Annotated in this window: 28 protein-coding genes and 1 pseudogene; 17 read left to right on the plus strand and 12 right to left on the minus strand. The window is 62.2% G+C overall.

The window, feature by feature from the left end:
• Positions 1-14 precede the first annotated feature (14 nt).
• Entirely contained in the window at positions 15-617 is a 603-nt protein-coding gene (locus FJ417_RS21245; protein WP_140646340.1) for a diguanylate cyclase, read from the plus strand.
• Positions 618-701: 84 nt separating this feature from the next.
• Here FJ417_RS21245 and FJ417_RS33935 read toward each other — a convergent pair whose 3' ends face one another.
• Positions 702-1151: a DUF2934 domain-containing protein gene (locus tag FJ417_RS33935; protein WP_348639943.1), complete on the minus strand. Its 450-nt coding sequence runs from the start codon at positions 1149-1151 to the stop codon at positions 702-704.
• Here FJ417_RS33935 and FJ417_RS21255 point away from each other — a divergent pair.
• From FJ417_RS21255 to FJ417_RS21265, 3 genes are all read left to right on the plus strand, one after another.
• The gene (locus FJ417_RS21255; protein WP_140654189.1) at positions 1150-1461 is read left to right on the plus strand and encodes a hypothetical protein; all 312 of its coding nucleotides are present in this window, start codon (positions 1150-1152) and stop codon (positions 1459-1461) included. The two genes, FJ417_RS33935 and FJ417_RS21255, sit on opposite strands and share 2 nt — an antisense overlap.
• 190 nt (positions 1462-1651) lie before the next feature.
• Positions 1652-2176, plus strand: coding sequence for a gamma-glutamylcyclotransferase family protein (locus tag FJ417_RS21260; RefSeq protein WP_246687505.1), 525 nt, complete (start codon positions 1652-1654; stop codon positions 2174-2176).
• Between the two features lie 90 nt (positions 2177-2266).
• Complete coding sequence (locus FJ417_RS21265; protein ID WP_246682873.1) at positions 2267-2590, plus strand: DUF982 domain-containing protein; 324 nt, start codon at positions 2267-2269, stop codon at positions 2588-2590.
• Positions 2591-2599: 9 nt separating this feature from the next.
• On the opposite strand, the gene FJ417_RS21270 is transcribed toward FJ417_RS21265, so the two are convergent.
• From FJ417_RS21270 to FJ417_RS21285, 4 genes are all read right to left on the minus strand, one after another.
• Positions 2600-2854 carry a hypothetical protein gene (locus tag FJ417_RS21270; protein ID WP_140654187.1) on the minus strand — a complete coding sequence of 85 codons (255 nt, stop codon included), beginning with the start codon at positions 2852-2854 and terminating at the stop codon, positions 2600-2602.
• Positions 2855-2861: 7 nt separating this feature from the next.
• Entirely contained in the window at positions 2862-3041 is a 180-nt protein-coding gene (locus FJ417_RS21275) for a hypothetical protein (protein ID WP_140784797.1), read from the minus strand.
• A 198-nt stretch (positions 3042-3239) separates the two neighbouring features.
• A complete protein-coding gene (locus FJ417_RS21280) occupies positions 3240-3620 on the minus strand; it encodes a response regulator (protein ID WP_140784798.1) in 381 nt (126 codons plus the stop codon).
• Positions 3621-3836: 216 nt separating this feature from the next.
• Positions 3837-4052: a hypothetical protein gene (locus tag FJ417_RS21285; protein WP_140784799.1), complete on the minus strand. Its 216-nt coding sequence runs from the start codon at positions 4050-4052 to the stop codon at positions 3837-3839.
• Positions 4053-4421: 369 nt separating this feature from the next.
• Between FJ417_RS21285 and FJ417_RS21290 the strand changes: the two genes are divergently transcribed.
• From FJ417_RS21290 to FJ417_RS21300, 3 genes are all read left to right on the plus strand, one after another.
• On the plus strand, positions 4422-4640 hold the full coding sequence (locus FJ417_RS21290; protein WP_140710575.1) for a hypothetical protein: 219 nt from the start codon (positions 4422-4424) through the stop codon (positions 4638-4640).
• 449 nt (positions 4641-5089) lie between these two features.
• Positions 5090-5833 (plus strand): Crp/Fnr family transcriptional regulator, encoded by a 744-nt coding sequence (locus FJ417_RS21295; RefSeq protein WP_140654302.1) that lies wholly within the window; start codon positions 5090-5092, stop codon positions 5831-5833.
• A gap of 59 nt (positions 5834-5892) precedes the next feature.
• Positions 5893-6903, plus strand: a complete 1011-nt coding sequence (locus FJ417_RS21300; protein WP_181166807.1) for an HWE histidine kinase domain-containing protein — start codon at positions 5893-5895, stop codon at positions 6901-6903.
• Between the two features lie 106 nt (positions 6904-7009).
• Here the strand turns inward: FJ417_RS21300 and FJ417_RS21305 are convergent, their stop codons facing one another.
• Both FJ417_RS21305 and FJ417_RS21310 read right to left on the minus strand, forming a co-directional pair.
• Positions 7010-7927 carry a hypothetical protein gene (locus FJ417_RS21305; RefSeq protein WP_140784801.1) on the minus strand — a complete coding sequence of 306 codons (918 nt, stop codon included), beginning with the start codon at positions 7925-7927 and terminating at the stop codon, positions 7010-7012.
• Between the two features lie 378 nt (positions 7928-8305).
• Positions 8306-8902, minus strand: a complete 597-nt coding sequence (locus FJ417_RS21310; protein WP_181166806.1) for an isochorismatase family cysteine hydrolase — start codon at positions 8900-8902, stop codon at positions 8306-8308.
• Between the two features lie 415 nt (positions 8903-9317).
• Between FJ417_RS21310 and FJ417_RS21315 the strand changes: the two genes are divergently transcribed.
• The 3 genes from FJ417_RS21315 to FJ417_RS21325 are packed head-to-tail and all read left to right on the plus strand — an operon-like array spanning position 9318 to position 10922.
• On the plus strand, positions 9318-10046 hold the full coding sequence (locus FJ417_RS21315) for a DUF4142 domain-containing protein (RefSeq protein ID WP_140646331.1): 729 nt from the start codon (positions 9318-9320) through the stop codon (positions 10044-10046).
• A gap of 14 nt (positions 10047-10060) precedes the next feature.
• Complete coding sequence (locus FJ417_RS21320; protein WP_140784803.1) at positions 10061-10660, plus strand: hypothetical protein; 600 nt, start codon at positions 10061-10063, stop codon at positions 10658-10660.
• 49 nt (positions 10661-10709) lie between these two features.
• Positions 10710-10922 (plus strand): hypothetical protein, encoded by a 213-nt coding sequence (locus FJ417_RS21325; RefSeq protein WP_140784804.1) that lies wholly within the window; start codon positions 10710-10712, stop codon positions 10920-10922.
• A gap of 28 nt (positions 10923-10950) precedes the next feature.
• Here the strand turns inward: FJ417_RS21325 and FJ417_RS21330 are convergent, their stop codons facing one another.
• From FJ417_RS21330 to FJ417_RS21345, 4 genes are all read right to left on the minus strand, one after another.
• On the minus strand, positions 10951-11214 hold the full coding sequence (locus tag FJ417_RS21330) for a hypothetical protein (RefSeq protein WP_140784805.1): 264 nt from the start codon (positions 11212-11214) through the stop codon (positions 10951-10953).
• Positions 11215-11474: 260 nt separating this feature from the next.
• Positions 11475-13589, minus strand: coding sequence for a catalase (locus FJ417_RS21335; protein WP_140784806.1), 2115 nt, complete (start codon positions 13587-13589; stop codon positions 11475-11477).
• Positions 13590-13911: 322 nt separating this feature from the next.
• On the minus strand, positions 13912-14121 hold the full coding sequence (locus FJ417_RS21340) for a hypothetical protein (protein WP_140784807.1): 210 nt from the start codon (positions 14119-14121) through the stop codon (positions 13912-13914).
• A gap of 415 nt (positions 14122-14536) precedes the next feature.
• The gene (locus FJ417_RS21345) at positions 14537-14863 is read right to left on the minus strand and encodes a low affinity iron permease family protein (protein ID WP_140711010.1); all 327 of its coding nucleotides are present in this window, start codon (positions 14861-14863) and stop codon (positions 14537-14539) included.
• A gap of 291 nt (positions 14864-15154) precedes the next feature.
• Between FJ417_RS21345 and FJ417_RS21350 the strand changes: the two genes are divergently transcribed.
• The 4 genes and pseudogenes from FJ417_RS21350 to FJ417_RS33375 all read left to right on the plus strand — a co-directional run.
• Positions 15155-15478, plus strand: a complete 324-nt coding sequence (locus tag FJ417_RS21350) for a DUF768 domain-containing protein (protein WP_140711011.1) — start codon at positions 15155-15157, stop codon at positions 15476-15478.
• Between the two features lie 55 nt (positions 15479-15533).
• The gene (locus FJ417_RS21355) at positions 15534-15815 is read left to right on the plus strand and encodes a hypothetical protein (protein ID WP_140646323.1); all 282 of its coding nucleotides are present in this window, start codon (positions 15534-15536) and stop codon (positions 15813-15815) included.
• A 59-nt stretch (positions 15816-15874) separates the two neighbouring features.
• Complete coding sequence (locus FJ417_RS21360) at positions 15875-16831, plus strand: alpha/beta hydrolase (protein WP_246687506.1); 957 nt, start codon at positions 15875-15877, stop codon at positions 16829-16831.
• A 96-nt stretch (positions 16832-16927) separates the two neighbouring features.
• Positions 16928-17254, plus strand: a pseudogene (locus tag FJ417_RS33375) (tyrosine-type recombinase/integrase); the annotation flags it as partial.
• A gap of 251 nt (positions 17255-17505) precedes the next feature.
• Here FJ417_RS33375 and FJ417_RS21365 read toward each other — a convergent pair.
• Positions 17506-18681, minus strand: coding sequence for an acetyl-CoA C-acetyltransferase (locus FJ417_RS21365; protein WP_140784809.1), 1176 nt, complete (start codon positions 18679-18681; stop codon positions 17506-17508).
• Positions 18682-18815: 134 nt separating this feature from the next.
• Here FJ417_RS21365 and FJ417_RS21370 point away from each other — a divergent pair, with 134 nt between their 5' ends.
• Genes FJ417_RS21370 through FJ417_RS21380 form a run of 3 tightly spaced genes read left to right on the plus strand, consistent with a single transcriptional unit; the run spans position 18816 to position 22344 of the window.
• On the plus strand, positions 18816-20762 hold the full coding sequence (locus tag FJ417_RS21370) for an acetoacetate--CoA ligase (protein WP_140784810.1): 1947 nt from the start codon (positions 18816-18818) through the stop codon (positions 20760-20762).
• Entirely contained in the window at positions 20759-21910 is a 1152-nt protein-coding gene (locus FJ417_RS21375; protein WP_140784811.1) for a thiolase family protein, read from the plus strand. The genes FJ417_RS21370 and FJ417_RS21375 overlap by 4 nt, the downstream gene beginning before the upstream one ends.
• On the plus strand, positions 21910-22344 hold the full coding sequence (locus FJ417_RS21380) for a zinc ribbon domain-containing protein (protein WP_140784812.1): 435 nt from the start codon (positions 21910-21912) through the stop codon (positions 22342-22344). Before FJ417_RS21375 ends, FJ417_RS21380 begins: the two co-directional genes overlap by 1 nt.

Genomic DNA, 22344 nt, shown 5'->3' on the forward strand with positions numbered 1-22344 from the left:
TAGGGAGACACGCGGTGCTAGCTGATCCGATGGTGCTCATCCTAATGTATTTCGTCTTGCCGGTCTGGCTGATTGCGGGCTTTGCCGACTGGCTCTGCCATCGCGCCACCCACATCGAATCGACGACCGGTGCGAAGGAATCGCTCATTCATTTGCTGATGTTCGCCGAGGTCGGAATCCCGCTGCTTGCGGCAATGTTCCTGGAGGTGAATGCCTTGGTGATCGCCGTGATGATCGTCACCTTCTTCGTCCACGAAGCGACGGCGCTGTGGGACGTTCGCTATGCGACCACCGCGCGCACGGTGAGCCCGATCGAGCAGCATGTGCACAGCTTCCTGGAAATGATCCCGCTGATGGGTCTGGTCATCGTGGTGGCGCTGCATTGGGACCAATTCCTGGCTCTGTTCGGCGCCGGAACGGAAAAGGCTCGCCTCGATCTAACCTGGAAAGAACAGCAACTGCCGGTGACATATATTGCCGCCGTGATGATCGTCATCGTGCTGTTCGAACTGCTGCCCTATGTGGAGGAGTTCTTCAGAGGTTTGCGCGCCAACTCAGGCCGGCTGGTGCCTGCCAAGGCCAGACGGCATGAGCCCGGCGACACCGCGACGCGGTGAGGTTAGCTATCCTCTCAGCCATTCTGGTCGATAGCGTGCGGCGATGGCTGCTGGGCGCCACCGCGCGGGCGTCCGCCGTTTTGGTCAAACCAGACCCATAGCGCGACCAGAACGATCACCAGAATGCCAAGTGCATTTAGGATACGACGCATCCGCAGGCCGAGGTGCTTCAGCCGCCCGGCCCGTTGGCGGCAGGGTCGGAGCCGACGCCAACTGCGGGATCGGGCGCCACCGGGCCGCGCTCGACTTCCGAACCTTCCGGCTCGTCTCCTGGCCGGCTTGATCCCAGTGTTCCTGCTGGCGGCCCTCGGGGCGGCCTTCACGCTCCCCGATTTCATGGGCGCGTTGCCTAATGCGTTCTTCCCCGTCCATGACGAGCCTCCTTTCGCTCCTCCGGTGGCGCTGCCCGCGTCTAATTGATTGCCTGGACGTTTGTTCCGTCCGGTCAAAACTTGGGTGCCATGTATCGTGCTGGATCGGGAACGTCGCCTTCGCGCCATTGTTACTTCTCCATGAGAAATGGAGATCAGCCATGAACAATCAGAACCGCCGCGAGACGGGCGCCACAAAATATCCCGCTAATAGCGATCCGGATCCTGCCGACCAATTTTCGCAGGAAGCTGCCGAGAATGAAAAGCCTCGCGAAGGCATGGGTCTCACCAGACGACAGGGCGAGGTCGAGGACAGGACCCATCAGTCGGAGGGCCGCAATCCGCCGCGCCAGACCACGCCCAGCCCGGCCACGCAAAAGAGTTCAGGGGCCGGTCCCTCTGTCGCGGAGCATTCCAAGGACGCCAAGGCGCCGAGGAGTGGTCGTCAGTCCGGCGCCTACGTGAAGGAATGAACTGCGCCGCGGTCGTCGCGGAACATAGCCATGACTTCTAAGTTCAGGGACTGCCGCCGCCGACGATCCGGCGGCGGATTGTGAGGCTCTGGAACCGTCCGGAGCCGCCCGCGAATCGATACTATGAACAAAGCAGCGTCACGCGAGTACCTGCGAGAACGGGCGGCGGCCGTTGGGCCGCCTTCGCTACTTGCTGGAGACAACCAACGGGTGCATCTCGACCAACGCGACAGGCTTCGCCGCCAGTCAAAGCCCGTCGATTGAGATGTCCAGCCGACCATTGGCCGAGAACGTGTTCGTGTTCGGCACTTTGAAAAGAGGCTTTCCGCTCCACGATGAAGGCCTGTCGGGCGCGCGATTTATCGGCCCGTGCCGTACCAAACAGCGATATCCGATGCTGATCGCAGGGCCACGCTTCGCCCCGATGATGTTCAATGAGCCCGGGAGCGGCCTTCATGTCAGCGGCGAGCTTTATATCGTCGATGAATGCGTTCTGGCGAAGCTCGATAGCATTGAGTCAATCGGCAAACCGGGGAACTTTCGCATTCTGATCGAGATCGATCCTGTCGCGGACGGGTCAAGCACGCTGGCACATGTCTACATGAAGTCTCGCAGCCTTGCCGATCCGATCCAATCCGGATTGCTCGACCGCTACGAGGATCGGCGTTTCATCCGGGAGGACCCGGCAAAGCCCGGCCCGCGATGTTGTCCGTGACACATGCGGGGCCGGGCCCAGCCTAGGTGAGGGCACAAAGGCCAAATCAACATTGCCCCATGAATGACGGCACTGCGTTAACATAGGTTGTTGATTGCGGCGGCAATTACGCGCTTCTTTTTGTGCGAAATCGTCAGCGGCAAAACGATCATGCGCACAGAACGCATCAAACGTTTTCGCAAACCGGTTATCGTGCAGCCCGGCAGGGTCGATCGTGATCGGGTGGTGGTCACTGTGCTGGATGCTGCCGACATCCTTCTGCATACTTGGCCGCAACCGGACTCCAGCGCGCGACATCATGCAATCAGGGCATGTTTGTCGGTGTTGCGGGACGGAAAGCCTCCACGCGTGGCACGCCAGGCCTTCGTCGCCGCCGCAAAAGACGCAAGGATTTTCCTTGGCGACCAGACTTAAGGTCGGCCGCTATTTTCGCCTGCGAGCCCCTCTCCCGGCGCCTTGAGCATTTCGCCAGAGCGGATAAAGGCTTCTGTCTCTCTCGATCCTGTCCAGCAGCACGCGGGATTGCTGCAGCAGAATTTGGGCCTGGGCAATGGCCGAGCCGGTTTCATCCATCAGACGCTCCGCGCGCATGCGTGTCCGGAGAAGGTCTTCCAGGTACAATTGAATGCTATGCGAGCGAAATTCATCCATAGCGCCGAACAGCGAAGCAAGCCGCATGTTCCACTCAGTCGATAAGCCCGTAGTCATCAGGCAGACAGGCGATCACGGCGAACGGTGGTGCCCCGGCTGTCAGTACCCCGTTTCGCATGTGGCGCATGTACTGGCTTGCTCTCAGCCAGATAGCCAACAGCACCAGGACGCCTGTCGACAAAAATTCGCTCTGCCAGGCGATCATCAGCTCCAACGCACCATCCAGGCATGGTTGCGATGCAGGCGCCGCTGCATTCGTCAGAGCTCTGGCGATGAGAGTGGCAGACACCCCGCGTTGCCGCTCACGAACCCGCTTTGTAAATCCCGCATGGTAGCGCTAGGCGCGCACCCGTCGCCGTCCCTCCAAAGCCGCTGTCGACCTTAGGCAGCCATGCAAAACGGCAACAGGCTGCTATTGCGTTTGAGCGTCTCCCAGCGCCTTGGAAATGGCGCCGACGATTTGCCGGAGCTGCACCGGCTTCTGCAGCCGCTCGATGTCGTCGAACCGGTCGGGGATCACCTCCTGATCGTAGCCGGTGATGAAAACGAACGGGATACGGATATCCTTGAGGGAATCGGCCAGGCTGAATGACGGCCCGGGCCCGAGGTTGATATCGAGTAGAACCGCATGGGGGCGCCGCTCTTCGAGTTCAGCCCTTGCAGCCCGATCGGATGGACATGGCCCGATGACCTCGGCGCCGGCGCAGCGCAACGCGCGCGCCGCCTCGAGGGCGATGTAATATTCGTCCTCCACGACCAGCACAGTGCGGCCGCCGAGATCAGATCCTCCCATCACAGCCAGTGCTCCTCCAAACACCGTGTCACCCTTAGGAGCGCTTCTTGCTGCCCCTGGCGACCGCCAAATTGACGCGGCGGATGACTCCCTTTGCCATCTTTCCGCAATCCAGCCTCCCGCTCCAATATTGGCATGACGATATTACTGGTCGACGCATGTCGGAGCGGAAAGGAATATGGCTCAGCGTCGCGAAATCTCAATGGCAGCGCATCTTCAGATACCATTTGCGTCGGTTTCCTCGCGTGCCGGGTTCTGCAACGCCTGCTTGAAGGCCTCGATCAACGCCGGGGGGCAGGGTTCGCCCTCGTGGAGATTTTCGTAAAGCGACCGGACGATGTCCTCGATCGGCACCGCCAGATCGGACAGCGAGAGCTCACGCGCTACAGCCGTGATATCGCAAAAACCAGAGCCGTTGGGAGCGGAGATCATTTTATCCTTCTTATTGTTCGGCTGGACGCATCGCGGGCGATCCCGGGCTTTCGACCGGGTCCGCCGGTGACGCTGAAGATATCTGCGCTCGGCGCCGGTGCCCGACATAACGCAGGTTAAAGCGACTCTTTCCCGGTTCGGATAAATCTCAGCCCTGGCTTGACAAAACGGCGGCAGCCAAAGAGAGCCGGAGGGCCCGCCTAACTCTACCCCCAAGGCGAGGCGGGCCCTTTCTCCTGATCGGACCCTTGCCGCGCCGAAGCTTCCAAAGAATTTCCGCCTTCCTCTCATGGGTTAATGCGTGGCCGCGAGGCCGGGCGCAATTATCAACTGCAAGACAGCAAAAGCGCGGCTAAGGGAGGTTGCGGCGTGATCAAATATCATCCTGTGCGGCTCAACGAACTCATCGAACATTACATGGAAACGCGTTCCTCGAACCGCTCGCCGGTGTCCGTGGCCGCGGCCACGCGTGCCATCTTGACGGTCATGCCGGATTGCTCGGTCGAGAGCCCGCAATTGAGCAACATGATCGCGCGATCGGCCGTAAAGCACGGCCATGTCGTGAGCTTCGACTTGATGGGCATCTGATCCGGCGACGAACCTTCAGCGGTGCCGGCAATGGCTGGCGTGTCATTTCCGGTATGTGACGCGCCAGTTCCATAGGATCGTAAGGCTTCTCAGGTCTGCGACTTTCGCGTCGTAGCCGGTGGCGAAAACCAGCGGCAGCCGCCGGCAAAGTCGACGGTGGCGAGGTCCAGAGGGAGGACGGCGGCGTCGACGCGATCATGGCAGGCTTCCATCGCTTCATAGTTGGTCGCGACAGGACCGATGACAGCCAGACCGAGCGCAGCGAGCGCTTTGGTGATATCCTGGCCCAGAAAAATACTTGTCTTCCATCTCGAGCACGCGAGCACCGGCGACCTTCTAATCCATTGGCCTGCCTCCCCCGACGGCGAGTCGCCGCGCCCATGCTGGACATTAACATAGGTAAGGTCGCCGCCGGATCATTCTGTGTACCACGGGACAAGAGGATAAGGATGAGGCGACCTCTGATCCGCAAGCTCGAGAAATTCACGCGGCTTTCGCATGCCGACAAGGAGATGCTGGTCAAAATCGCGGCGCAACGTGTCCGGCGCTTCTCCGCCCGAGAAGACATTATCCATGAAGGCGAGAAACCTGAATTCATCAACCTGATCAACGAGGGCTGGGCCTACCGCTATAAGACCCTCGAAGACGGACGCCGGCAGATCATTGCGTTTTTCCTCCCCGGCGATCTGTGCGATCTCAACGTCTTCATCCTCAAGGAAATGGACCACTCGATCGGTGCCATCACGCCGGTCGTAGTCTCGGAAATTTCACGCGCCGCTTTCGACGAGATGATGATCCGGCACCCGCGCATCACTCAGGCACTGTGGTGGGAATTGCTCGTCGCGGCGGCCATCCAGCGCGAGTGGACGGTCAACCTCGGCCAGCGCGATGCGCTCGAGCGGATGGCGCATCTGTTATGCGAGTTGTTCATCCGGCTGGAGGCTGCCGGCTGCACAAGCAATAGCAGTTGCGAATTCCCGTTGACGCAGACGGAGTTGGGCGAGACGCTGGGTATGTCGACGGTTCACGTCAATCGTACGCTGCAGGAGTTGCGCGCTTCGAACCTCATTGTGCTGAAGGACAGGACGCTCACCATTCCCAATCTCCAGGCATTGCAGGACGTCGCGCTTTTCAATCCCAACTATTTGCATCTCGATCGCGAAGGCAGGCATCTCGATGCTAATGAGGAGTGATGTCGAAGGGCCCGCCCGACAAGCCGCTTGAACGCGGTCTGGCCAATGTCAACGCGGCCATGCGCGAGCATGCGCGTGCCGAGGCCCGACTGCGTGACGGCGAGGAGAACCTGCAGGATTTCGGAGAGGCCGCCTCGGACGTATTGTGGATCCGCAACGCCGAGACGCTGCAGTGGGAATACCTGACGCCCGCCTTCGATGCCATTTACGGGATGAGCCGTGAACAGGCCTTGGCCGGCAACCACTTCGCCACCTGGATCGAGCTTATCGTGCCCGAAGATCGCGAGTATGTGCTGGGCCAGATCGAGCGCATTCGCGAGGGCGAACGCGCGACCTTCGAATACCGCATATGCCGGCCGGCCGACAACGAGATACGCTGGCTGCGCGATGCCGATTTTCCGATGCGCGATGAAGCGGGAAAGGTCGCCCATATCGGTGGCGTCGGCCAGGACATCACGCGTCAGCGGGAAGCCGAGGAACGGCAGCAGGCGCGCTTCGCTGAATTGCAGCATCATGCGCGCAACACGCTGGCGGTCATCCGTTCGATCGTGCGGCGTACGATGGAAAAGAGCGAATCGCTGGACGAGGCGGCGGCTCATCTGGAGGGTCGCATCAACGCTTTCGCCCGTGTGCAGGCAGCCATCACGCGGCGCCCGTCCATCGGCATCAATCTGGCGTCGATCGTCGCGGAAGAATTGCGCGCCGCAGGTGGCCGGGAAGACGAGAACCTGATGATCAAAGGTCCGTCCGTCGCTCTGGCGCCCAAGGCCGCCGAGACAATGGGGCTGGCCATTCACGAGCTGGCGACGAATGCCCTGAAGTACGGAGCACTTTCAAGTCGCGCGGGCCGCATCGACATCGAATGGCAGCTGGAAGAAGACACGCTCCGCTTCACATGGACAGAAAGCAGTCCCCATGATTTCAGCCCCGCTGAGCGGCGCGGCTTCGGCCTGGAGGTGCTGGAGCACACCTTGCCTTACGAGCTCGGAGCGACGGTGGATTTGCGGATCGCTCCGAGCGGTCTCAATTTCATGGCTGTCATCCCGCTTGAGGCCATCGGCAGCCAGTAGCACCACGGGCGGCGGCTGAATTGCCCTTCTATTCTTTGTTTCAAAACAATTCCGAGAGGAAAGCCGCTCACACTTTCCTGGAATGCTCCAGGCCCGGCGATATCCGTCAGCCGTTTCGCAAAAAGCGGGCCTCGTCCTCATCTCTCTGGCGGCCACCAAGCACTCCGGCGACGGCCGCGATGAAGGCGCCGATTACCAGAGACAAAGCTCCGATCAGCGCGGTCGTGGCGCTTGCCTTGCGAGCCTTATCGGCGGCCGTCTTGGCCTTGTTCTTGGCATCCTCGATCCGCGCCAAGACGTCGTCGACCCGCTTCAGCGCATCAGCCTGTGGAAGACCCGTGCGCGATGCTACCAGGCGGGCGAGATAAGCCTTGTCGTCCGCGCTCATTTCCCCGTTCGCGGCGCCGACCGCCAGTATGCGTGATGCCTGGGCCGTGGTGTCCGCGTTGTTCTGGGGCGCGCCAGCCGCGGGAGGCGCGGCAGCGGCTGCGTTGTCGGCCGGCCGGAACAACGAGTCGACGAAGTATCCGGCCAAGTCATTGGCGGATGGCGACTGCGCCGAGGCCCGCGAAGCCGCGCCGGTGGCGGCGCCGCTCAACAAGCCGGTCGCGGCCTGGGTGCCTGCGCCGACAATCCCCGAGATCGCCGAACCAAGGACGGTCGCCACCAGCAAGGTAGCCAAGGCCCAAGCGAGGAAGCCATGCGCCGTATCACGGAAATACACCTCGTCGGTGTGGACGTTGACCCATTTGGTGCGAAGCCGCCCGGCAATATAGCCTCCCAGCGCGGATGAGAGCCATTGCACGATGACAAGCCAGATCGCGGTCGAGACCGCAAATGTCGTCAGGGAGGCGCTGCCCCAGGGCGACATCATGGTCAGGCCAAGCCCGGACCCTACGAGCATCAGGACGACTGTAAAGGTTGAGGCCGCAAAAGCGCCGGCCACAATGGGACCCCAACTGACCGCGGAGCTCGACGTTTCGATTGCGGCCGGTTCATCGACCCCGGAAAATGCATTGGTCATCGTCGGGCTCCTAACGCGCGAAAAGCATCAAAAGAATGATGATCGGGATTGGAACGCCGAGCAGCCAGAGCAGAATACCTCGTCCCATTTCTTCCTCCTGGAAATCATGTTCAGATGCTTGTACCTAATTCCCGGATTTGGCTTTCGTTCCTTTCGACGGATGAAGCGCCGACTTGATCCAAAGCTGGGGGCTTCAGCGGGCAAAGCCCGCCCGCAAAGGGGAGCGGGCGGGCCTCGATCAGACAATTGAGGCCTGAGATGGCGCATGGGGACGCGACATGCGCCATCGCCGGTCGAACTGAGGTTTTGCCTAGATATTCCCGGAGAACTCAGCAATCAGGACAGTCAAAATGGCCGTACCAACATCGCTCAAGGCGGCTAATGCCAGTATCCAAGAATAGCGTCTACCGGCGCCACCTCGACATGGTGGGAGTAGCGCTTGGTGAAGAGCTTCAGGATGTTTTCATAGGCTTCATCGGACGTGCTGCAAATGGCGTCCTCCGCCAAGATCGTTCGATAGTCGAGATCGACAGAGCCGAGCAAGTTCGCCAGAACGCACATGTCGGCCTCGCCGCCGCTGACGATGACCTCCTCGACGCCTTCGGACTGAAGCACGCGAGCAAGTTCGCCGCTCAGCCACGGTGAATAGATCGGTTTATCGAACAGGCACGCCGGCGGGATGTGGATGGCAAGCTCGGGCAGAAGTTCGACCATCTCCTTGCCGGCCCTTGCGATCGTCATCTCCGCCAGAGGCTCATATTCCACTGACCATGGCCTTTGCCCGGATTCCACGCCGGGATGAACCTGGTGAAGATCGTGGCTTCCGGTCGCTTGCGCACCAGCCTGTGAACTTGTGGCAGGCAGCCATTCGACCGCCCAAGGCCCCAGCGGCGTGACATCTGCTGCATGTTTACGGAGATATGGACGGCTTTCTCCGAGATCGGTGAGAGCGCTGCCAAAGTATTTTGCCTTCAAATCGCGGCGCGTTCGAAATCGCGAGAAGCAGTTCGCGTGTCGAAATCCCGCGTCGGGCTGGACTCTTTGATGCGACAGGCTAAGACGCGTATTGCGCGTGCGAACGATACATCTTGATGCGTTCGAATTCCCTCGCGTGCGCCTTGGCCATGGCCGCGCACCGTTCGCGTTCGAGAAGGCGCGAGATCATGGAGGGTACAAACCCACGCCGCGCCCTCCAGCTCGCGGAGGCAGAGCCCAACGGGTTGGCTGAAGCATCTAACTTGCCGTCCAAGCCACTTCGACACCAAACGGATCCAACTCACGATCCGCCCGGCCGCGGCCGGGCTATTTTCAGAGCCTGGAATGAGGCGCCTGGGGAACAAAGGGCAAGAACGGTTGTTCGGTGCCACCAAGACCAAAGGAGCCTTGCCCCATGAGCACGCGGACATTCTTTATCCCATCGGCGGCCGCTGCGTTGATGCTTGCCTTTCCGGCCTTCGCGGCCGACGACGCGCAGACCTTCGTCAACAAGGCAGCCATCGGCGGGATGTTCGAAGTGGATTCGAGCAAAATCGCGCAGGACAACGCGAAGGATCAGCAGATCAAGAATTTCGCCAAGCGGATGATCACCGATCACGGCGCGGCGAACGCCAAGCTGCAGAAGATCGCCGGCGAGCAGAAGTTGCAGGTACCGGCGCAATCCGATGCCAAGCATAAGAGCGATCTGGAACGATTGCAGAGCACGACGGCCTCACTGGACCAGCCTTACGTAGAGATGCAGCGCAAAGCGCATGCAGACGCAGTCGGCCTGTTCGAGGCGTACGCCAAGGATGGAGACAATCCCGCCCTCAAATCTTTCGCGGCGGAGACGCTGCCGACGCTGAAGATGCATCAGGACATGATCGAGAAGATCGCCGGCGGCAGCGCGGGCATGCCGGCGGTTAAATCGGCATCGACGCCCAAACCATCCGCTCCTGTCCCCGGCGCGAACAGCTTCACCGAAGCGCAGGCGAAGAAGCGCATCGAGGATGCCGGCTACGGGGACGTCTCGGCGCTCGCCAAGGACGAACAGGGCATCTGGCGCGGTCAGGCGACGAAGGACGGCAAGGGCACCGCCGTTGCGCTCGACTATCAGGGCAACGTCTTTGCCAGCCAACAATAAACAGGAGAACCGACATGCAAACGATCACCGCTCTGTTTGACGAGTATGACGACGCCGCTGACGCCGTGGGCGCGCTGGAGTCCATCGGCGTCCCGTCATCCGACATCAGCATCATGGCCAACAATGCCCGCGGCTGGTACCAGAACACGCATTCCCCAGCCTCCGAGGATGCCGCAAGCGGCGCCGGCATCGGCGCGGTCGTGGGTGGCGCTGGCGGCCTGGCAACAGGCCTGGGCGCCATGGCGATACCGGGAGTCGGGCCGGTGGTCGCGGCGGGCTGGCTGGCGGCAACAGCCGCGGGCGCCGTCGCCGGAGCGATTGTGGGCGGCGCCGCCGGCGGCATCATCGGCAGCCTGACGGATGCGGGCGTGCCGGAGGAAGACGCGCATGTCTATGCCGAAGGCGTCCGCCGCGGCGGCACGCTGGTGACGGCTCGCGTCGAGGACGACCTCGCCTCGGAAGCCCGGGAAGTTCTCCGCAGCTCCGCGTCAGTCAACATCGCCGACCGCCGTAGTGAATACCAGGCGGGCGGATGGGCAGCGTTCGACCCGGCTGCTGGCGATTATTCGGCTGAAGATGTCGAGCGCGAGGCTGCGCGACGGCGGGAAGCATGAGCGTCGTCGGTGCCTGCGGTGCAACAGCAAAGCCCGTCAGGAGTTCGGCATGAAACGGGTGCTTTTGCCGCTGCTGCTGCTGATTATGATCATGGCGCTCTGTTACTCGGCCTTCGTCTATGTCGGCACCGGCTGGCAAACAGCGCCCGTCAAACGCACACCAGAACAAAACCAAGGCGGGAATGCGCCGCAGGATACCTCGCCAGCCGCCGGCATCACGAAGAATCTCCAGGACGCCAGCAAAATGCCGGGAGTTCAGTAATTGTCGAAGTCCGTCACTTCCCGGATCGCTACTCTCGCGGGACGAATTTGTTGAAGCGGCTGGTGCTGCCCTCCGAGGTCATGTCCTGGTGAACGAACATTAAGTTGTTGTCGTCCAGCACTTTGAAGAAATCTTCCCATTCGATCGGCTTCAGATCTTCATCGCCTCCGCCGAAATCGACCCGCAGCATCGCGGCCTTCCCCGGCGCCGCGACGATGGCTGGCCTGCCCTCGCGCGCCTCGATCCATGCTCGGATCACTTCGTGATTTGAGGTCGTCATAGCCTCGCTCATTGCGGCCTCCTGTCGACGGTTTCCTCTCTCGAAAGAACCCGGAAGACATCCCGCTTGTTCCCGCCGCGCCCGGTTTCGCGAGATTCGCCGCAACCGAATATCCGCAGACGAAGAAGGGCCCGATGCTGCATGCGGCAACGGGCCCTCATGGGCCTTGATGGGACCCCGGATCGCTGGAGGGAGGGCGATCTTCTCTCGAACCGGCATGCGCTCGAAATGTTCCGGCAAAGTCCTGTATTTCTATTGGTCGGATGAACACGTCAGAGTTTCACGGCACCTTCCCTCGCCCATAGCCGCAACCTGCGGCAAGCCTCGACGAACGAGCGCGCGGAACCGCCGCCATTGAGCTCGATGAGCCCCTCGTCCGCATCGGTCGCTACCCCGGCGCTTGCCAGCAGAGGTCCGGCCTCCGCGACGAAGCCGATGAACTTCAGATGGGCGAAGGCGTCAGACACGAAGTCCTTTGCGGCAGCATCTCTGGACAGCATCTCGGCGCCTTCCTCAGATACGAGCAGCACGACCGCGTCGAAGAGAACCGACGGTCCGCCGTCGATCATGTGGTTGGCTTCGATCCAGCTGCCATCCCCGGCCTCGACACCCCCCACCTTGCGCGCCACGATTTCCACCTTGGCGCCCTCCGCGTGCGCCGCATCCCGCACCGCTTGCAGAAGGACGGAATCGATGCCGTCGCTGACGAGCACGCCCATCTTACGGCCCTTGAAGCTGTCCGGCCCGTTATTGATGATACTGAGTGCGGGTGACGGCTCGAGATCATCGCGAGTCGGCACGGCGGCATCGGCCGCGGGAGGCATCGTCTTGATGCCGAGCTTGTCGGCGACAGTGACCGCCAGCGTCTCGTCGATGTTGAGCAGATGGGAGATCATTCGCTCGCGGACGACTGGCGTCTCGACCTTGCTCAGTTCGAACGTCAAAGCCATCGCGATGTGACGCTGCTCAGGCTCGGTCTGACTGAGGAAGAATTGCCGGGCCTGGCTGTAGTGATCGGCGAAGCTCTCCGCCCGCAGCCGGACCTTCTGTCCCTCCTCCGCATCGGCAAAGGAGCGGAAGCCCCGCTCAGGCGCCTCGCGCGGCCCCTCGCCCCAGGAATTCGGCTGATAGTTGGCGCGGCCAGCCGGGTTGCGCATCGCCATGTGGCCGTCCTGCTGGAAATGATGGAACGGGCATTTCGGCGCGTTGATGGGAAGGTGGGTGAAGTTGGGGCTGCCCAGACGCTTGAGCTGCGTATCGAGGTAGGAGAAGTTGCGTCCCTGCAGCAGGGGATCGTTGGAAAAATCGATGCCCGGCGGCACGTTCTGCGTCATGAAGGCGACCTGCTCGGTTTCTGCGAAGAAATTCTCCGGCATGCGATCGAGAACAAGGCGGCCGACCGGCAGCGGCTCGATGACCTCCTCTGGAATGATCTTGGTCGGATCGAGGATATCGAAGTCGAAACTCTCGGCGAAATCCTGGTCGAAGAGCTGCACGCAGAGCTCCCATTCCGGAAAATCGCCGGACCGGATGGCGTTCCAGAGGTCGCGACGGTGAAAATCGGGATCGGCGCCGTTGATCTTCACGGCCTCGTTCCAGACCACCGACTGCATGCCGAGTTTCGGCTTCCAGATGAATTTCACGAAGGTCGATTCATCCTTGGCGTTAACCAGACGGAACGTGTGCACGCCAAAGCCCTGCATGAACCGGAAGGACCGCGGAATGGCGCGGTCGGACATGATCCACATGATCATGTGCATCGATTCCGGAGTCAGCGAGATAAAATCCCAGAAATTGTCGTGCGCGGATTGGGCCTGCGGGAACGCCCTGTCTGGTTCCTCTTTCACGGCATGGACCATATCCGGAAACCTGACCGCATCCTGGATGAAGAAGACCGGGATGTTGTTGCCGACCAGATCCCAGTTCCCCTCCTTGGTGTAGAGCTTCACGGCGAAGCCCCGGACATCCCGCGCCAGATCAAAAGACCCTTTGCTGCCGGCGACGGTCGAGAAACGAACGAAGGCTGGTGTCTTTTCGCCGGCCCGCTGGAAGATATCGGCTTTCGTATACTGGGCGAGTGACTCATACGTCTCGAAGAAGCCATGGGCGCCGTAGCCACGCGCGTGGACCACGCGTTCGGGGATGCGCTCATGATCGAAGTGGAAGATCTTTTCGCGGAAATGAAAATCCTCGATCAGCGTGGGACCACGTTCGCCGATCTTCAACGTGTTGTGGTCATCCGCGATCGGCGTACCAAGCGCCGTCGTCTGCACCTCGACCTCGCCTTCGGCCACCTGATGCAGTTCGCCGCCATTGCCGCGGACAAGTTCCTGGTCATGAATCTCAGCCACGGTCGTAGCGTCGGCCGGGGAAGCTTTCTTCGGCATTGTCGGTGTCCCTTGTGCTCGCTGAAATGATGTTGCCGAACGAGCAATATGGGCGAATGTTCCAGCCGGTTTAGCGAGGCATGCCGTGGCGTGAGCTAGCTTGGAACAGCGTCCGATCCTTCCTCTGCTCCGCTGGCTTGGGGACGGCCCGGGTTGTCCGAGAGGATGCGCGAGCCGGCACCCTCTCTCGGTGCCAGGTAAGAGATTTCGGCGCCACCAGCGCTGCAGGAACTCGGCCTTTGAATTAGCTCTTCATCCGATTGCCCATGGAAGGTTTCACAGGCGAACAATTCCGGCCATGATTGTTCCGGAGGCGGCGCGATCAGAACGTCGTCACTGGCCGTCGATTCGGACGGGCTTTGCGCGCACGCAACGTGATCGCAGCGTCCAGCTTTCGCGCCAGTTCCAGCATTCGAGAAGGCGCTTCTTGGTGTGCCAACGCATCCAAAGCCACGGCTATTTCGCGCTCCACTTTTGTGGTGTCGGAAGACAACTCTTCCGGACTGAGCACTTCATCAACCTTCCGTGCCACTGCCTCTTCCTAACATAAGTTAACGACAGCAGATTAACCCATTGGGGAAAAAAAGGTTCCCGCCGACGACGTTCCGCCCTCGACGAGGCCCAAAACCTCTCGCCAGCAATTCGCCTTGATGAGGCTGTTTCCACTTTTTACGAAAACAGGGCTGTCGAACATCCGATCGTTCATAAGATCCTCCAAATCGAACGAACAATTGAGCTTCCGGGCAGGCAAGGAGCCGACAGCGGCTACCTTAGTTCGCCGGACCATACGAGATCATACGAAGGGTATGGGTTGGCTAACCATCCGCTAACCCGTTGATTTTCTTTAGCACCCTCCGGGCCCACTGCAACCGTTGATCTTGTTGATGAAATTGCTTTCGGCCCGGGGGGGCGGGCTCGGCAGGGTGCCCGCGCGGCTCGACGGTTTGTCAGCTTCGTTCGCCGGAGCCTCGCATTTCCTCGATTTCTTCCGGCTCTTTGTCGTCCACTTCGGCGATCTCGTTGCGAGCGTCATCGTTCGCCTTGATCAGCTCATCGAGTTTCGCTTGGAGGGCTTGAGTGTCGCGATGCTCGGCCCTTTGGATAAGCAGCGTCATTGCCCACGTGATCAGCGTCGCCGCGCCGTGCCAGTCAAGCGTTTCCCGTTCAAGGACAAGCCAACAAACAGTATAACCGCCCAGAATCAAAAATGCCGCTGGCCGGGACGTCAACGTGCCGACCTTGGTCAGCGCTTCTCGAAGCTGCAATGTCGCCATGCGTGCGAACGGCTGAGGGCAATGCGGGTTCCCGCAAAAGCGGCTGGCGGCGGGAGGTGTAGTGCCTCCCCACGCGTCGCCAAGCCAGGGGAGGCTTACTTGTTAAGTCCGTTGGGCGCACGGTCTCCAGGCGACCCAGGAAGAAGCTGACCGTGTTCATCGTCGAGTCATGGAATTTCGCGGGATGTTCGGGTTCCCAACCGTCCATCGATCCGTTCGTTCCTCGCGGTTTCGGATTAGCGGGAACCTCAGTGCCACGGTCCGGTTATCCTCGCTGCGAGGAGATGCTCCATGAATGCGACGAAGGAATTCCTGCGCAGCTGGCTGGAAGAGAATGTCGGTAATTTGCTCGCCGATACCGCGGTCAGCGTTCCGATGCTGGCGCAGCAGTTCGAGCAGGACGCCGACGCCGCCGGCTACGGTCGCGAAGTGCGGGAGCAGGAGGTCGGCAACATCGAAGAAGCCATCCAAAGCGCGCTTGATAAAACCGGCGCGGAAAATGCGAAGACCGACTCGAATTCCGATGAGGAGAATTCACTGGCACCGGTTATCGATGCCTTGGAAGCTGCCGATCCCAACCACGAGGCGCCGGACGACGCCGAGGGCCTGCGGTGAGGGTCAGCAGCGGCGGAACAAAGGCTGATGCCAAGGGTTTGGCACCGATTTGTCCATGGCAGCCATGCAGCCCTTCCGACGAACAGAGACGCATACGATGATGAAGTCCCCTGGAAAGAGCGATCCTGTCGGGTCGGAATCAAGCAATAATCAGGCGAAGCGGCAAACAGAGACATTGCCGGAGCAAGACCCCGCGGAAGGATCGCGCAAGACGGTGGATCGCGAGTTGGAACGGCAAAAGCGCTCGCCTGGGGCTGAAGATCGAAAGTCCGGACGACAGGCGCTGCGGGATCAGGTCGAGGAAGAGACCGAGCTGCCTCAGAAAGGGTCGGCCTGATCGCGAGCAGCGACGCGACTGCTCTCGTGACAACAAGGTCCAAGCGGAACCTGCTCCTGTTGCTTTCAGCGGCAACGGCTGGGCTGGCGCTCTACAACAATCTTCTCGCGAGACGGGCATTGGCCGGACGCCCGCTCGGGCGTTTCATCCACCTCCGCGGAACCAAGCTGCATTTCCTGGAAGCGGGAGACGGGCAACCGTTGCTGCTCCTGCACGGCAACGGCGCTTCGGCGGAGGACTTCACGACAAGCGGCATCTTCGACAAAGCCGCTGCCAAGTATCGTGTGCTTGCCTTTGACAGACCCGGTTTCGGCCTGAGCCCACGCCCGGTGGGCAGATTTTGGACCGCCGGCGCCCAGGCCGATCTCATCCAGGCCGCGGCCGAAAAACTCGGCGTCGAGCGCTATGTGGTTGTCGGGCATTCATGGGGAGCCGCCGTGGCGCTCGAGATGGCACGTCGGCACACCCGATTCGTCGCCGGTGTTGTCGTTGTCGCTGGCTATCACTATCCGCCGCCAAGGCTGGCGCTAGCCATCTCCGCGCTGCCGGCGGTCCCGCTGATCGGGACGGTATTGCGTCACGCCATACTGCCTTCGCTGGTCAGGCTGAACTGGCGCTGGGCGATGGAGAAGATATTCCACCCGGCAAGGGTCGCGACCCTTTTCGCGGCAACGACAAGCGGGCTGGCGAGCCGCCCCTCGCAACTGCGGTCCATCTCTGCGGAATCCTTCCTGATGCTGGCGTCGGCTCTGTTCCCCAATCGTCGATATGCCGACATCGGCATTCCTGTCGGGATAATTGCCGGCGCAGGTGATCAGCTGTTTGATGCCAAGGCCGAGGCGCTACGGCTGCACGCCGAGATAGACCACTCGTTGGTCGATATCGTCCGGGATGCCGGACATATGGTGCATCAAAGCAAGCCGCAGGCGGTTCTAGCAATGATCGACAAGGTTGCCGCTCTCGCGAGCGTTGCCGACCCGGTCTCTGGGGCCCCTATTCAAGTCTCCGGTTCCTAAGACACGTCCGCGTCGCCTTGCGACGAGCCATCCGGTCAGGAACCGGGTGGCTGCAGCAGGCCAGCGCATAAATCCCGGATGGCTTGAGGCAGGACCTCGAGAGCAAGCCTGCTGGATTGGCTGGAACGGCGTGGTGGCACGGTCGAGGACGATGCTTTCCCGAGCCGGGTCGATCTCGCACACCACATGAGGACAAGGCAGTACGCCCGTCTCGTGACGAATTGGTGACTACGATCGGTCTGCGTCCAGAGGAGTACGGCACTCATTCGCTTCGGCGCGAAGGCTTCGATGATCTACAAGGCGACGGGCAATATCCGCACCATCCAGATCGCACTCGGCCACTCAAAGATTGAGAATACTGTCCGATATCTTGGCGTCGACGTGGAGGACGCACTGCTCTTGGCAGAGCGGACCGAAATCTGACGCTGGGCGGTCATCCGTCGCAGCGCGGATGACCGTTTCAGCTCCCGAGACTACGTTGCTTGTCGTCGGGTGGGAAGCGGAGGTGCAGGTTTCGGGCGATCACCCCGGGAAAGCTGCCCTGCATGTGGCAACGAGCTTCGGCGGCAACGCCTATGTTGGCCGTACTCTTGCGCTCTATCGTTGACCAAAAGCTGTCGTGGCCAAGCCCATTGCCCAATTCCCTCAGGCAATTACTGCTCAGAGTGTCAGGTTCACCGCTCCAGGCAGATTGCCACTCCTTGTCCGCCGCCGATGCAGAGCGATGCCAATCCTTTTTTCGCGTCGCGGCGGACCATCTCGTGCAGTAGCGTCACCACGATGCGGCAGCCGGAGCCGGCCAGCGGATGTCCAAGCGCGATGGCGCCGCCGTTAATGTTGATAATGTCCTCGTCCCAGCCCATCTCACGATTGACCGCGATGGCCTGCGCGGCGAAGGCCTCGTTGATCTCCATCACGTCGAGGTCGGACGCCCGCCAGCCGGCCTTGTCGAGCGCGCGGCGCGAGGCCGCCACCGGTCCGAGGCCCATGTCCATCGGTTCGACACCGGCGCAAGCATAAGACGCGATGCGGGCGAGGGGGGTCAGGCCGAGTTCCTTCATCCGCGTCTCCGACATCACCAGCACCGCCGCTGCCCCGTCGTTGAGGCCTGACGAGCTGCCTGCCGTGATCGTTCCCGCCGCATCGAAGACCGGTCTCAGCCGGCGGAGGCCTTCCATGGTGATGGAAGGATTGGGATGCTCGTCACGCTCGACGACAAGGTCACCTTGCCTGGCCTTGATCGACACCCGCGCAATCTCGTCGTCGAACCTGCCAGCCCGGATGGCGGCGTCCGCCTTCTCCTGCGAGCGCAGCGCGAAGCGGTCCTGTTCCTCGCGGGTGATCTGGTAGCGCTGCGCCAGCGCTTCGGCGGTTACGCCCATATGCACCTGATGGAAGGCGTCCCACAGCCCGTCGGTGATCATCGAATCCTTGACGGTCCGGTCGCCCATGCGGATGCCGGCGCGGGCGCCGTGAATGAAATGCGGCGCCGAGGTCATCGAATCCTGCCCGCCGGCGATCACGCAATCGGCGTCGCCGCAGCGAATGGCCTGCGCGGCGAGATGGATCGACTTCTGGCCGGCGCCGCAGACTTTGTTGACCGTCATGGCGGGGACGCTGACCGGCAGGCCTGCCTTGAGCGCGGCCTGTCGCGCCGGATTCTGCCCGGCGCCGCCGGTCAGCACCTGGCCCATGATCACTTCGCTGACGGCATCGGGCGCGAGCTGCGTTGCCGTCAGCATCGCCTGGATAAGCTGCGCCCCCAGCTCCGCCGCCGAAAGGCTGGCGAACGCGCCGTTCAGCTTGCCGATGGGAGTCCGCTTCGCGGCAACGATATGCACGGCATCCATAGTCTGCTCCTCCGCCAGCGCTGTCCACGTGGTCGCGATCGCAGCTTGACATTCTGGTTATAACCAATAATCTGAAACGCATCGGCAGGCAAGGCTGCGGTGTCGAGCCGGGCCTGCGTTGCGGGAGGAAATCCATGTCATCCGTGCTTTGGACGCCGGCGCCGGCCGCGTTCCAATCGTCCAACCTTGCGCGCTTTTCGATAGCCAACGGCTTCGACCCGCGCGACTACGAGACGCTGCATCGCTGGTCGGTCGGCGATCCTGGCGCGTTCTGGCGCGCGGTGTGGGATTTCGCCGAGGTCATCGGCGAGTCCGGCGCGATCGCCTTCCTGCGCGACGACAATGCGCCGATGACCGGGAGCCGCTTCCTGCCGGGGGCATCGCTCAATCTTGCCGAAAACCTGCTGTGTGGCGACGGCGAGAGGGTCGCAGTGATCGAGGCCGACGAGAGCGGCCATTTCCGGACCGTCACGCTTGCCGAATTGCGCCGGCTCGTGGCTAGAATGGCCGACGGCCTGCGCGCGGCCGGTATCGCCAAGGGCGATTGTGTCGGCGGCATCCTGCCCAATCGCGTTGAAGGTCTCGTCGCATTGCTGGCGACGCTTTCCGTCGGCGCCGTCTGGTCGTCCTGCTCGCCGGATTTCGGCGCCACCGCGATCGCCGACCGTCTTGGCCAGATCGGCGTCAAGGTGCTGTTCGCAGCACCTCGCTATCGCTATGCGGGCAAGGAGCACGACATCTCCGGCAGATTGGCCGAGATCGTCGCCGCGATGCCGACGGTGACGACGCTGGTGCTGACCGGCGAACCCGGCCTCAGGCCGGACTGCGCGGCAGATTGCGTTGCGTTCGACGATTTCGGCGGCGACGGCCCGCTGACCTTCGAGCGTGTGCCCTTCGACCATCCGGCCTATGTGCTCTACACCTCCGGCACGACTGGCGCGCCGAAGGCGATCGTCCATCGTACTGGCGGCGTTCTGCTCCAGCACCAGAAGGAGCACCTGCTGCACGGGGACGTCCGTCCGGGCGACGTCATGAGCTGGTACACCAACACCGCCTGGATGATGTATCACTGGCTGATCTCAGGCCTTGGCTGCGGGGCGACGGTAGTGCTCTATGACGGCGCGCCGATCCTGGAATCGCCCGCTGGCCTCGATCCCAGTCCGCTCTGGACAATGGCGGAGCGCGCCAACGTTACGCATTTCGGCACCAGTCCGAAGTATCTCGCGACACTCGCCGTTGAAAATTACGCGCCTGGACGATTGCACAACCTCTTGTCGCTGCGGTCTCTGCTGTCGGCCGGCGCGCCGGTTTCGCCCGGACAGTTCGACTGGGTCTACGAGCATGTGAAGCGCGATATGATCTTCGCCTCCATCTCCGGCGGCACCGAGATCATCGGCTGCTTTCTGCTCGGATCGCCGATACATCCTGTGCGGCGTGGCGAGTTGACCGTGAAAGGGCTCGGCCTCGCGGTCGGGGTGATGGACGAGCGCAACGCGCCGATCATCGGCCGGCAGGGCGATCTCGTCTGCACCGAGCCATTCCCGTCCATGCCGCTGACCTTCTGGGGCAAGGACGGCGACGCGCGCTATCACGCCACCTACTTCGCCGTCCGCCGCGAGATCTGGACGCATGGCGACGTCGCCGAAATAACGGCTTATGGCTCGGGGATCATCCACGGCCGCTCCGACACGACGCTGAAGCCCGGCGGCGTGCGCATTGGCACCGCCGAGATCTACGCGGCCTGCGAGAACTTCGCCGAGATCGAGGATTGCCTAGTCTTTGGGGCGCCGGTCGAGGGCGACGAAGAAATCGTGCTCTGCGTGAAGCTCAACGACGGTTACGCGCTGACGCCCAAGCTTGCCGCTCAGATCCGCCGCGCGATCCGCGATGGCGCGTCGCCGCGTCACGTTCCGCATCGCATCCACGCGGTGCAGGCCGTGCCTTATACGCTGAACGGCAAGCGCGTCGAGGGCGCCGCTCGCACGACGCTCGAAGGCAAGCCGGTGAAGAACATGGCTTCGCTCGCCAATCCCGCATGCCTCGAGGAATACCGTATGCTCCACCGCAGCGAGGCGGCATGAGCCGATCAAAAGGATCAATCGTCGGCATCGGCGAACTGAAGCCGCAACGTCTGACCCGCGGCGTGACGACGCTGGAGATGATCGCCGAGGTTTCGCGCCTGGCGGTGCTCGATGCGGGCTTGGAGCCGGGCGCGATCGACGGGCTGCTGGTCGGGCCGCAGGTTGGCGAGACGCCGCAGCATGTCCCGGCAACCATCGCAGAGTATCTGGGGTTGGCGCCGAACATGGCCAATGTCGTCGATCTCGGCGGCGCGTCCGGCGCCGGCATGGTCTGGCGCGCGGCGGCCGCGATCGAGGCCGGCATGTGCGAGACGGTGCTGTGCGTGCTCGCCAACAACCGAGAGGAGGCAGCACCCCGCTCGCCCAATCGCAATCCGATCCGCGAGTTCGACGTGCCCTTCGGCGCCTCGGGCGCCAACATCTCCTACGCGCTGCTGATGCAGGCGCATATGGCGGAATACGGCTCGACGGCGCGGGATTTCGCCATGATCGCCGCGGCGGCTCGAGCCAACGCGCAGCTCAATCCGGACGCGATCTTCTTCGGCAAGCCTGCCGATGTGGAAGCGGTGCTGGCCTCGCCGATGATCGCCTCGCCGCTGCATCTTCTCGAAATCGTCATGCCGGTCGCCGGCGGTGAAGCGGTCGTCGTCACGTCTGCCAAGCGCGCGCGGTCGTTGCGCAAGCTGCCCGTGCATCTGTTCGGCGCCGGCGAGAAGGTCACGCATCGCGCCGTGAGCCAGGCGCCGAGCCTGACCTCCGGTCCGCTGAAGGGCGCCATGGCGCGGGCCTTCGCGCAGTCCGGCACGCATGCCGACGAGATGCATCTTCTGTCGCTCTATGATTGCTACACGAACATGGTCGCGACGACGATCGAGGATGCCGGCCTCTGCGGGCCGGGCCAGTTCGGCGCGTGGCTCGGCGACCACGACCTTTCCCACAAGGGTGACAAGCCGCTGAACACGCATGGCGGCCAGCTTGGCTTCGGCCAGCCCGATCTCGCCGGCGGCATGACCCATGTTGTCGAGGCGGCGCGCCAGCTGCGCGGCGAGGCGGGCGAACGCCAGATCGGCGAGGCCGGGCTCGCGCTGGTCACCGGCAATGGCGCGACGATGAGCGAAGCCACAGCGCTCGTGCTGGGAGCCGCCTGATGTCTGTCGATTTGAACACGCTCAAGACCGCCGGCCCGACGATCACCGCGCTGACCAAGCCGTTCTGGGATGCCGCCGCCGAAGGCCGGCTGACCATCCAGCACTGCGAGGATTGCGGCAAGGCTGTCTTCTATCCGCGCCCGATCTGCCCGCATTGCTGGAGCGGGCGTCTGGTTTGGAAGGACGCATCGGGCAGGGGACGGCTGAAATCCTTTTCGGAAGTGCACAAGCCAGGGCATCCCGGCTGGCTGCCGGCGGCACCCTACGTGGTCGGCCTGGTCGAGTTGGCCGAAGGCCCGACGATACTGAGCTTCATCCTGCCCGGCACACGGCCGCTACAGGTCGGGGCCATGCTCCGGCTTGCGCCCATAGCCATCGGTGGCCGCGTCCTGCCGGCCTTCAAACCAGTCGAACCCGAGCAGAGGAGAAGCTGA

Origin of the sequence: Mesorhizobium sp. B3-1-7 (assembly GCF_006439385.1) — a bacterium.
Classification (GTDB): domain Bacteria; phylum Pseudomonadota; class Alphaproteobacteria; order Rhizobiales; family Rhizobiaceae; genus Mesorhizobium.

Excerpts from the sequence above, each read along its gene's own strand:
- FJ417_RS21255 (WP_140654189.1), top strand. The coding sequence starts at position 1,150 with ATGAACAATCAGAACCGCCGCGAGACGGGCGCCACAAAATATCCCGCT.
- FJ417_RS33935 (WP_348639943.1), bottom strand. The coding sequence starts at position 1,151 with ATGGCTGATCTCCATTTCTCATGGAGAAGTAACAATGGCGCGAAGGCG.
- FJ417_RS21270 (WP_140654187.1), bottom strand. The coding sequence starts at position 2,854 with ATGCGGCTTGCTTCGCTGTTCGGCGCTATGGATGAATTTCGCTCGCAT.
- FJ417_RS21280 (WP_140784798.1), bottom strand. The coding sequence starts at position 3,620 with ATGGGAGGATCTGATCTCGGCGGCCGCACTGTGCTGGTCGTGGAGGAC.
- FJ417_RS21285 (WP_140784799.1), bottom strand. The coding sequence starts at position 4,052 with ATGATCTCCGCTCCCAACGGCTCTGGTTTTTGCGATATCACGGCTGTA.
- FJ417_RS21295 (WP_140654302.1), top strand. The coding sequence starts at position 5,090 with ATGAGGCGACCTCTGATCCGCAAGCTCGAGAAATTCACGCGGCTTTCG.
- FJ417_RS21300 (WP_181166807.1), top strand. The coding sequence starts at position 5,893 with ATGCGCGAGCATGCGCGTGCCGAGGCCCGACTGCGTGACGGCGAGGAG.
- FJ417_RS21305 (WP_140784801.1), bottom strand. The coding sequence starts at position 7,927 with ATGACCAATGCATTTTCCGGGGTCGATGAACCGGCCGCAATCGAAACG.
- FJ417_RS21315 (WP_140646331.1), top strand. The coding sequence starts at position 9,318 with ATGAGCACGCGGACATTCTTTATCCCATCGGCGGCCGCTGCGTTGATG.
- FJ417_RS21320 (WP_140784803.1), top strand. The coding sequence starts at position 10,061 with ATGCAAACGATCACCGCTCTGTTTGACGAGTATGACGACGCCGCTGAC.
- FJ417_RS21325 (WP_140784804.1), top strand. The coding sequence starts at position 10,710 with ATGAAACGGGTGCTTTTGCCGCTGCTGCTGCTGATTATGATCATGGCG.
- FJ417_RS21330 (WP_140784805.1), bottom strand. The coding sequence starts at position 11,214 with ATGAGCGAGGCTATGACGACCTCAAATCACGAAGTGATCCGAGCATGG.
- FJ417_RS21335 (WP_140784806.1), bottom strand. The coding sequence starts at position 13,589 with ATGCCGAAGAAAGCTTCCCCGGCCGACGCTACGACCGTGGCTGAGATT.
- FJ417_RS21345 (WP_140711010.1), bottom strand. The coding sequence starts at position 14,863 with ATGGCGACATTGCAGCTTCGAGAAGCGCTGACCAAGGTCGGCACGTTG.
- FJ417_RS21350 (WP_140711011.1), top strand. The coding sequence starts at position 15,155 with ATGAATGCGACGAAGGAATTCCTGCGCAGCTGGCTGGAAGAGAATGTC.
- FJ417_RS21355 (WP_140646323.1), top strand. The coding sequence starts at position 15,534 with ATGGCAGCCATGCAGCCCTTCCGACGAACAGAGACGCATACGATGATG.
- FJ417_RS21365 (WP_140784809.1), bottom strand. The coding sequence starts at position 18,681 with ATGGATGCCGTGCATATCGTTGCCGCGAAGCGGACTCCCATCGGCAAG.
- FJ417_RS21370 (WP_140784810.1), top strand. The coding sequence starts at position 18,816 with ATGTCATCCGTGCTTTGGACGCCGGCGCCGGCCGCGTTCCAATCGTCC.
- FJ417_RS21375 (WP_140784811.1), top strand. The coding sequence starts at position 20,759 with ATGAGCCGATCAAAAGGATCAATCGTCGGCATCGGCGAACTGAAGCCG.
- FJ417_RS21380 (WP_140784812.1), top strand. The coding sequence starts at position 21,910 with ATGTCTGTCGATTTGAACACGCTCAAGACCGCCGGCCCGACGATCACC.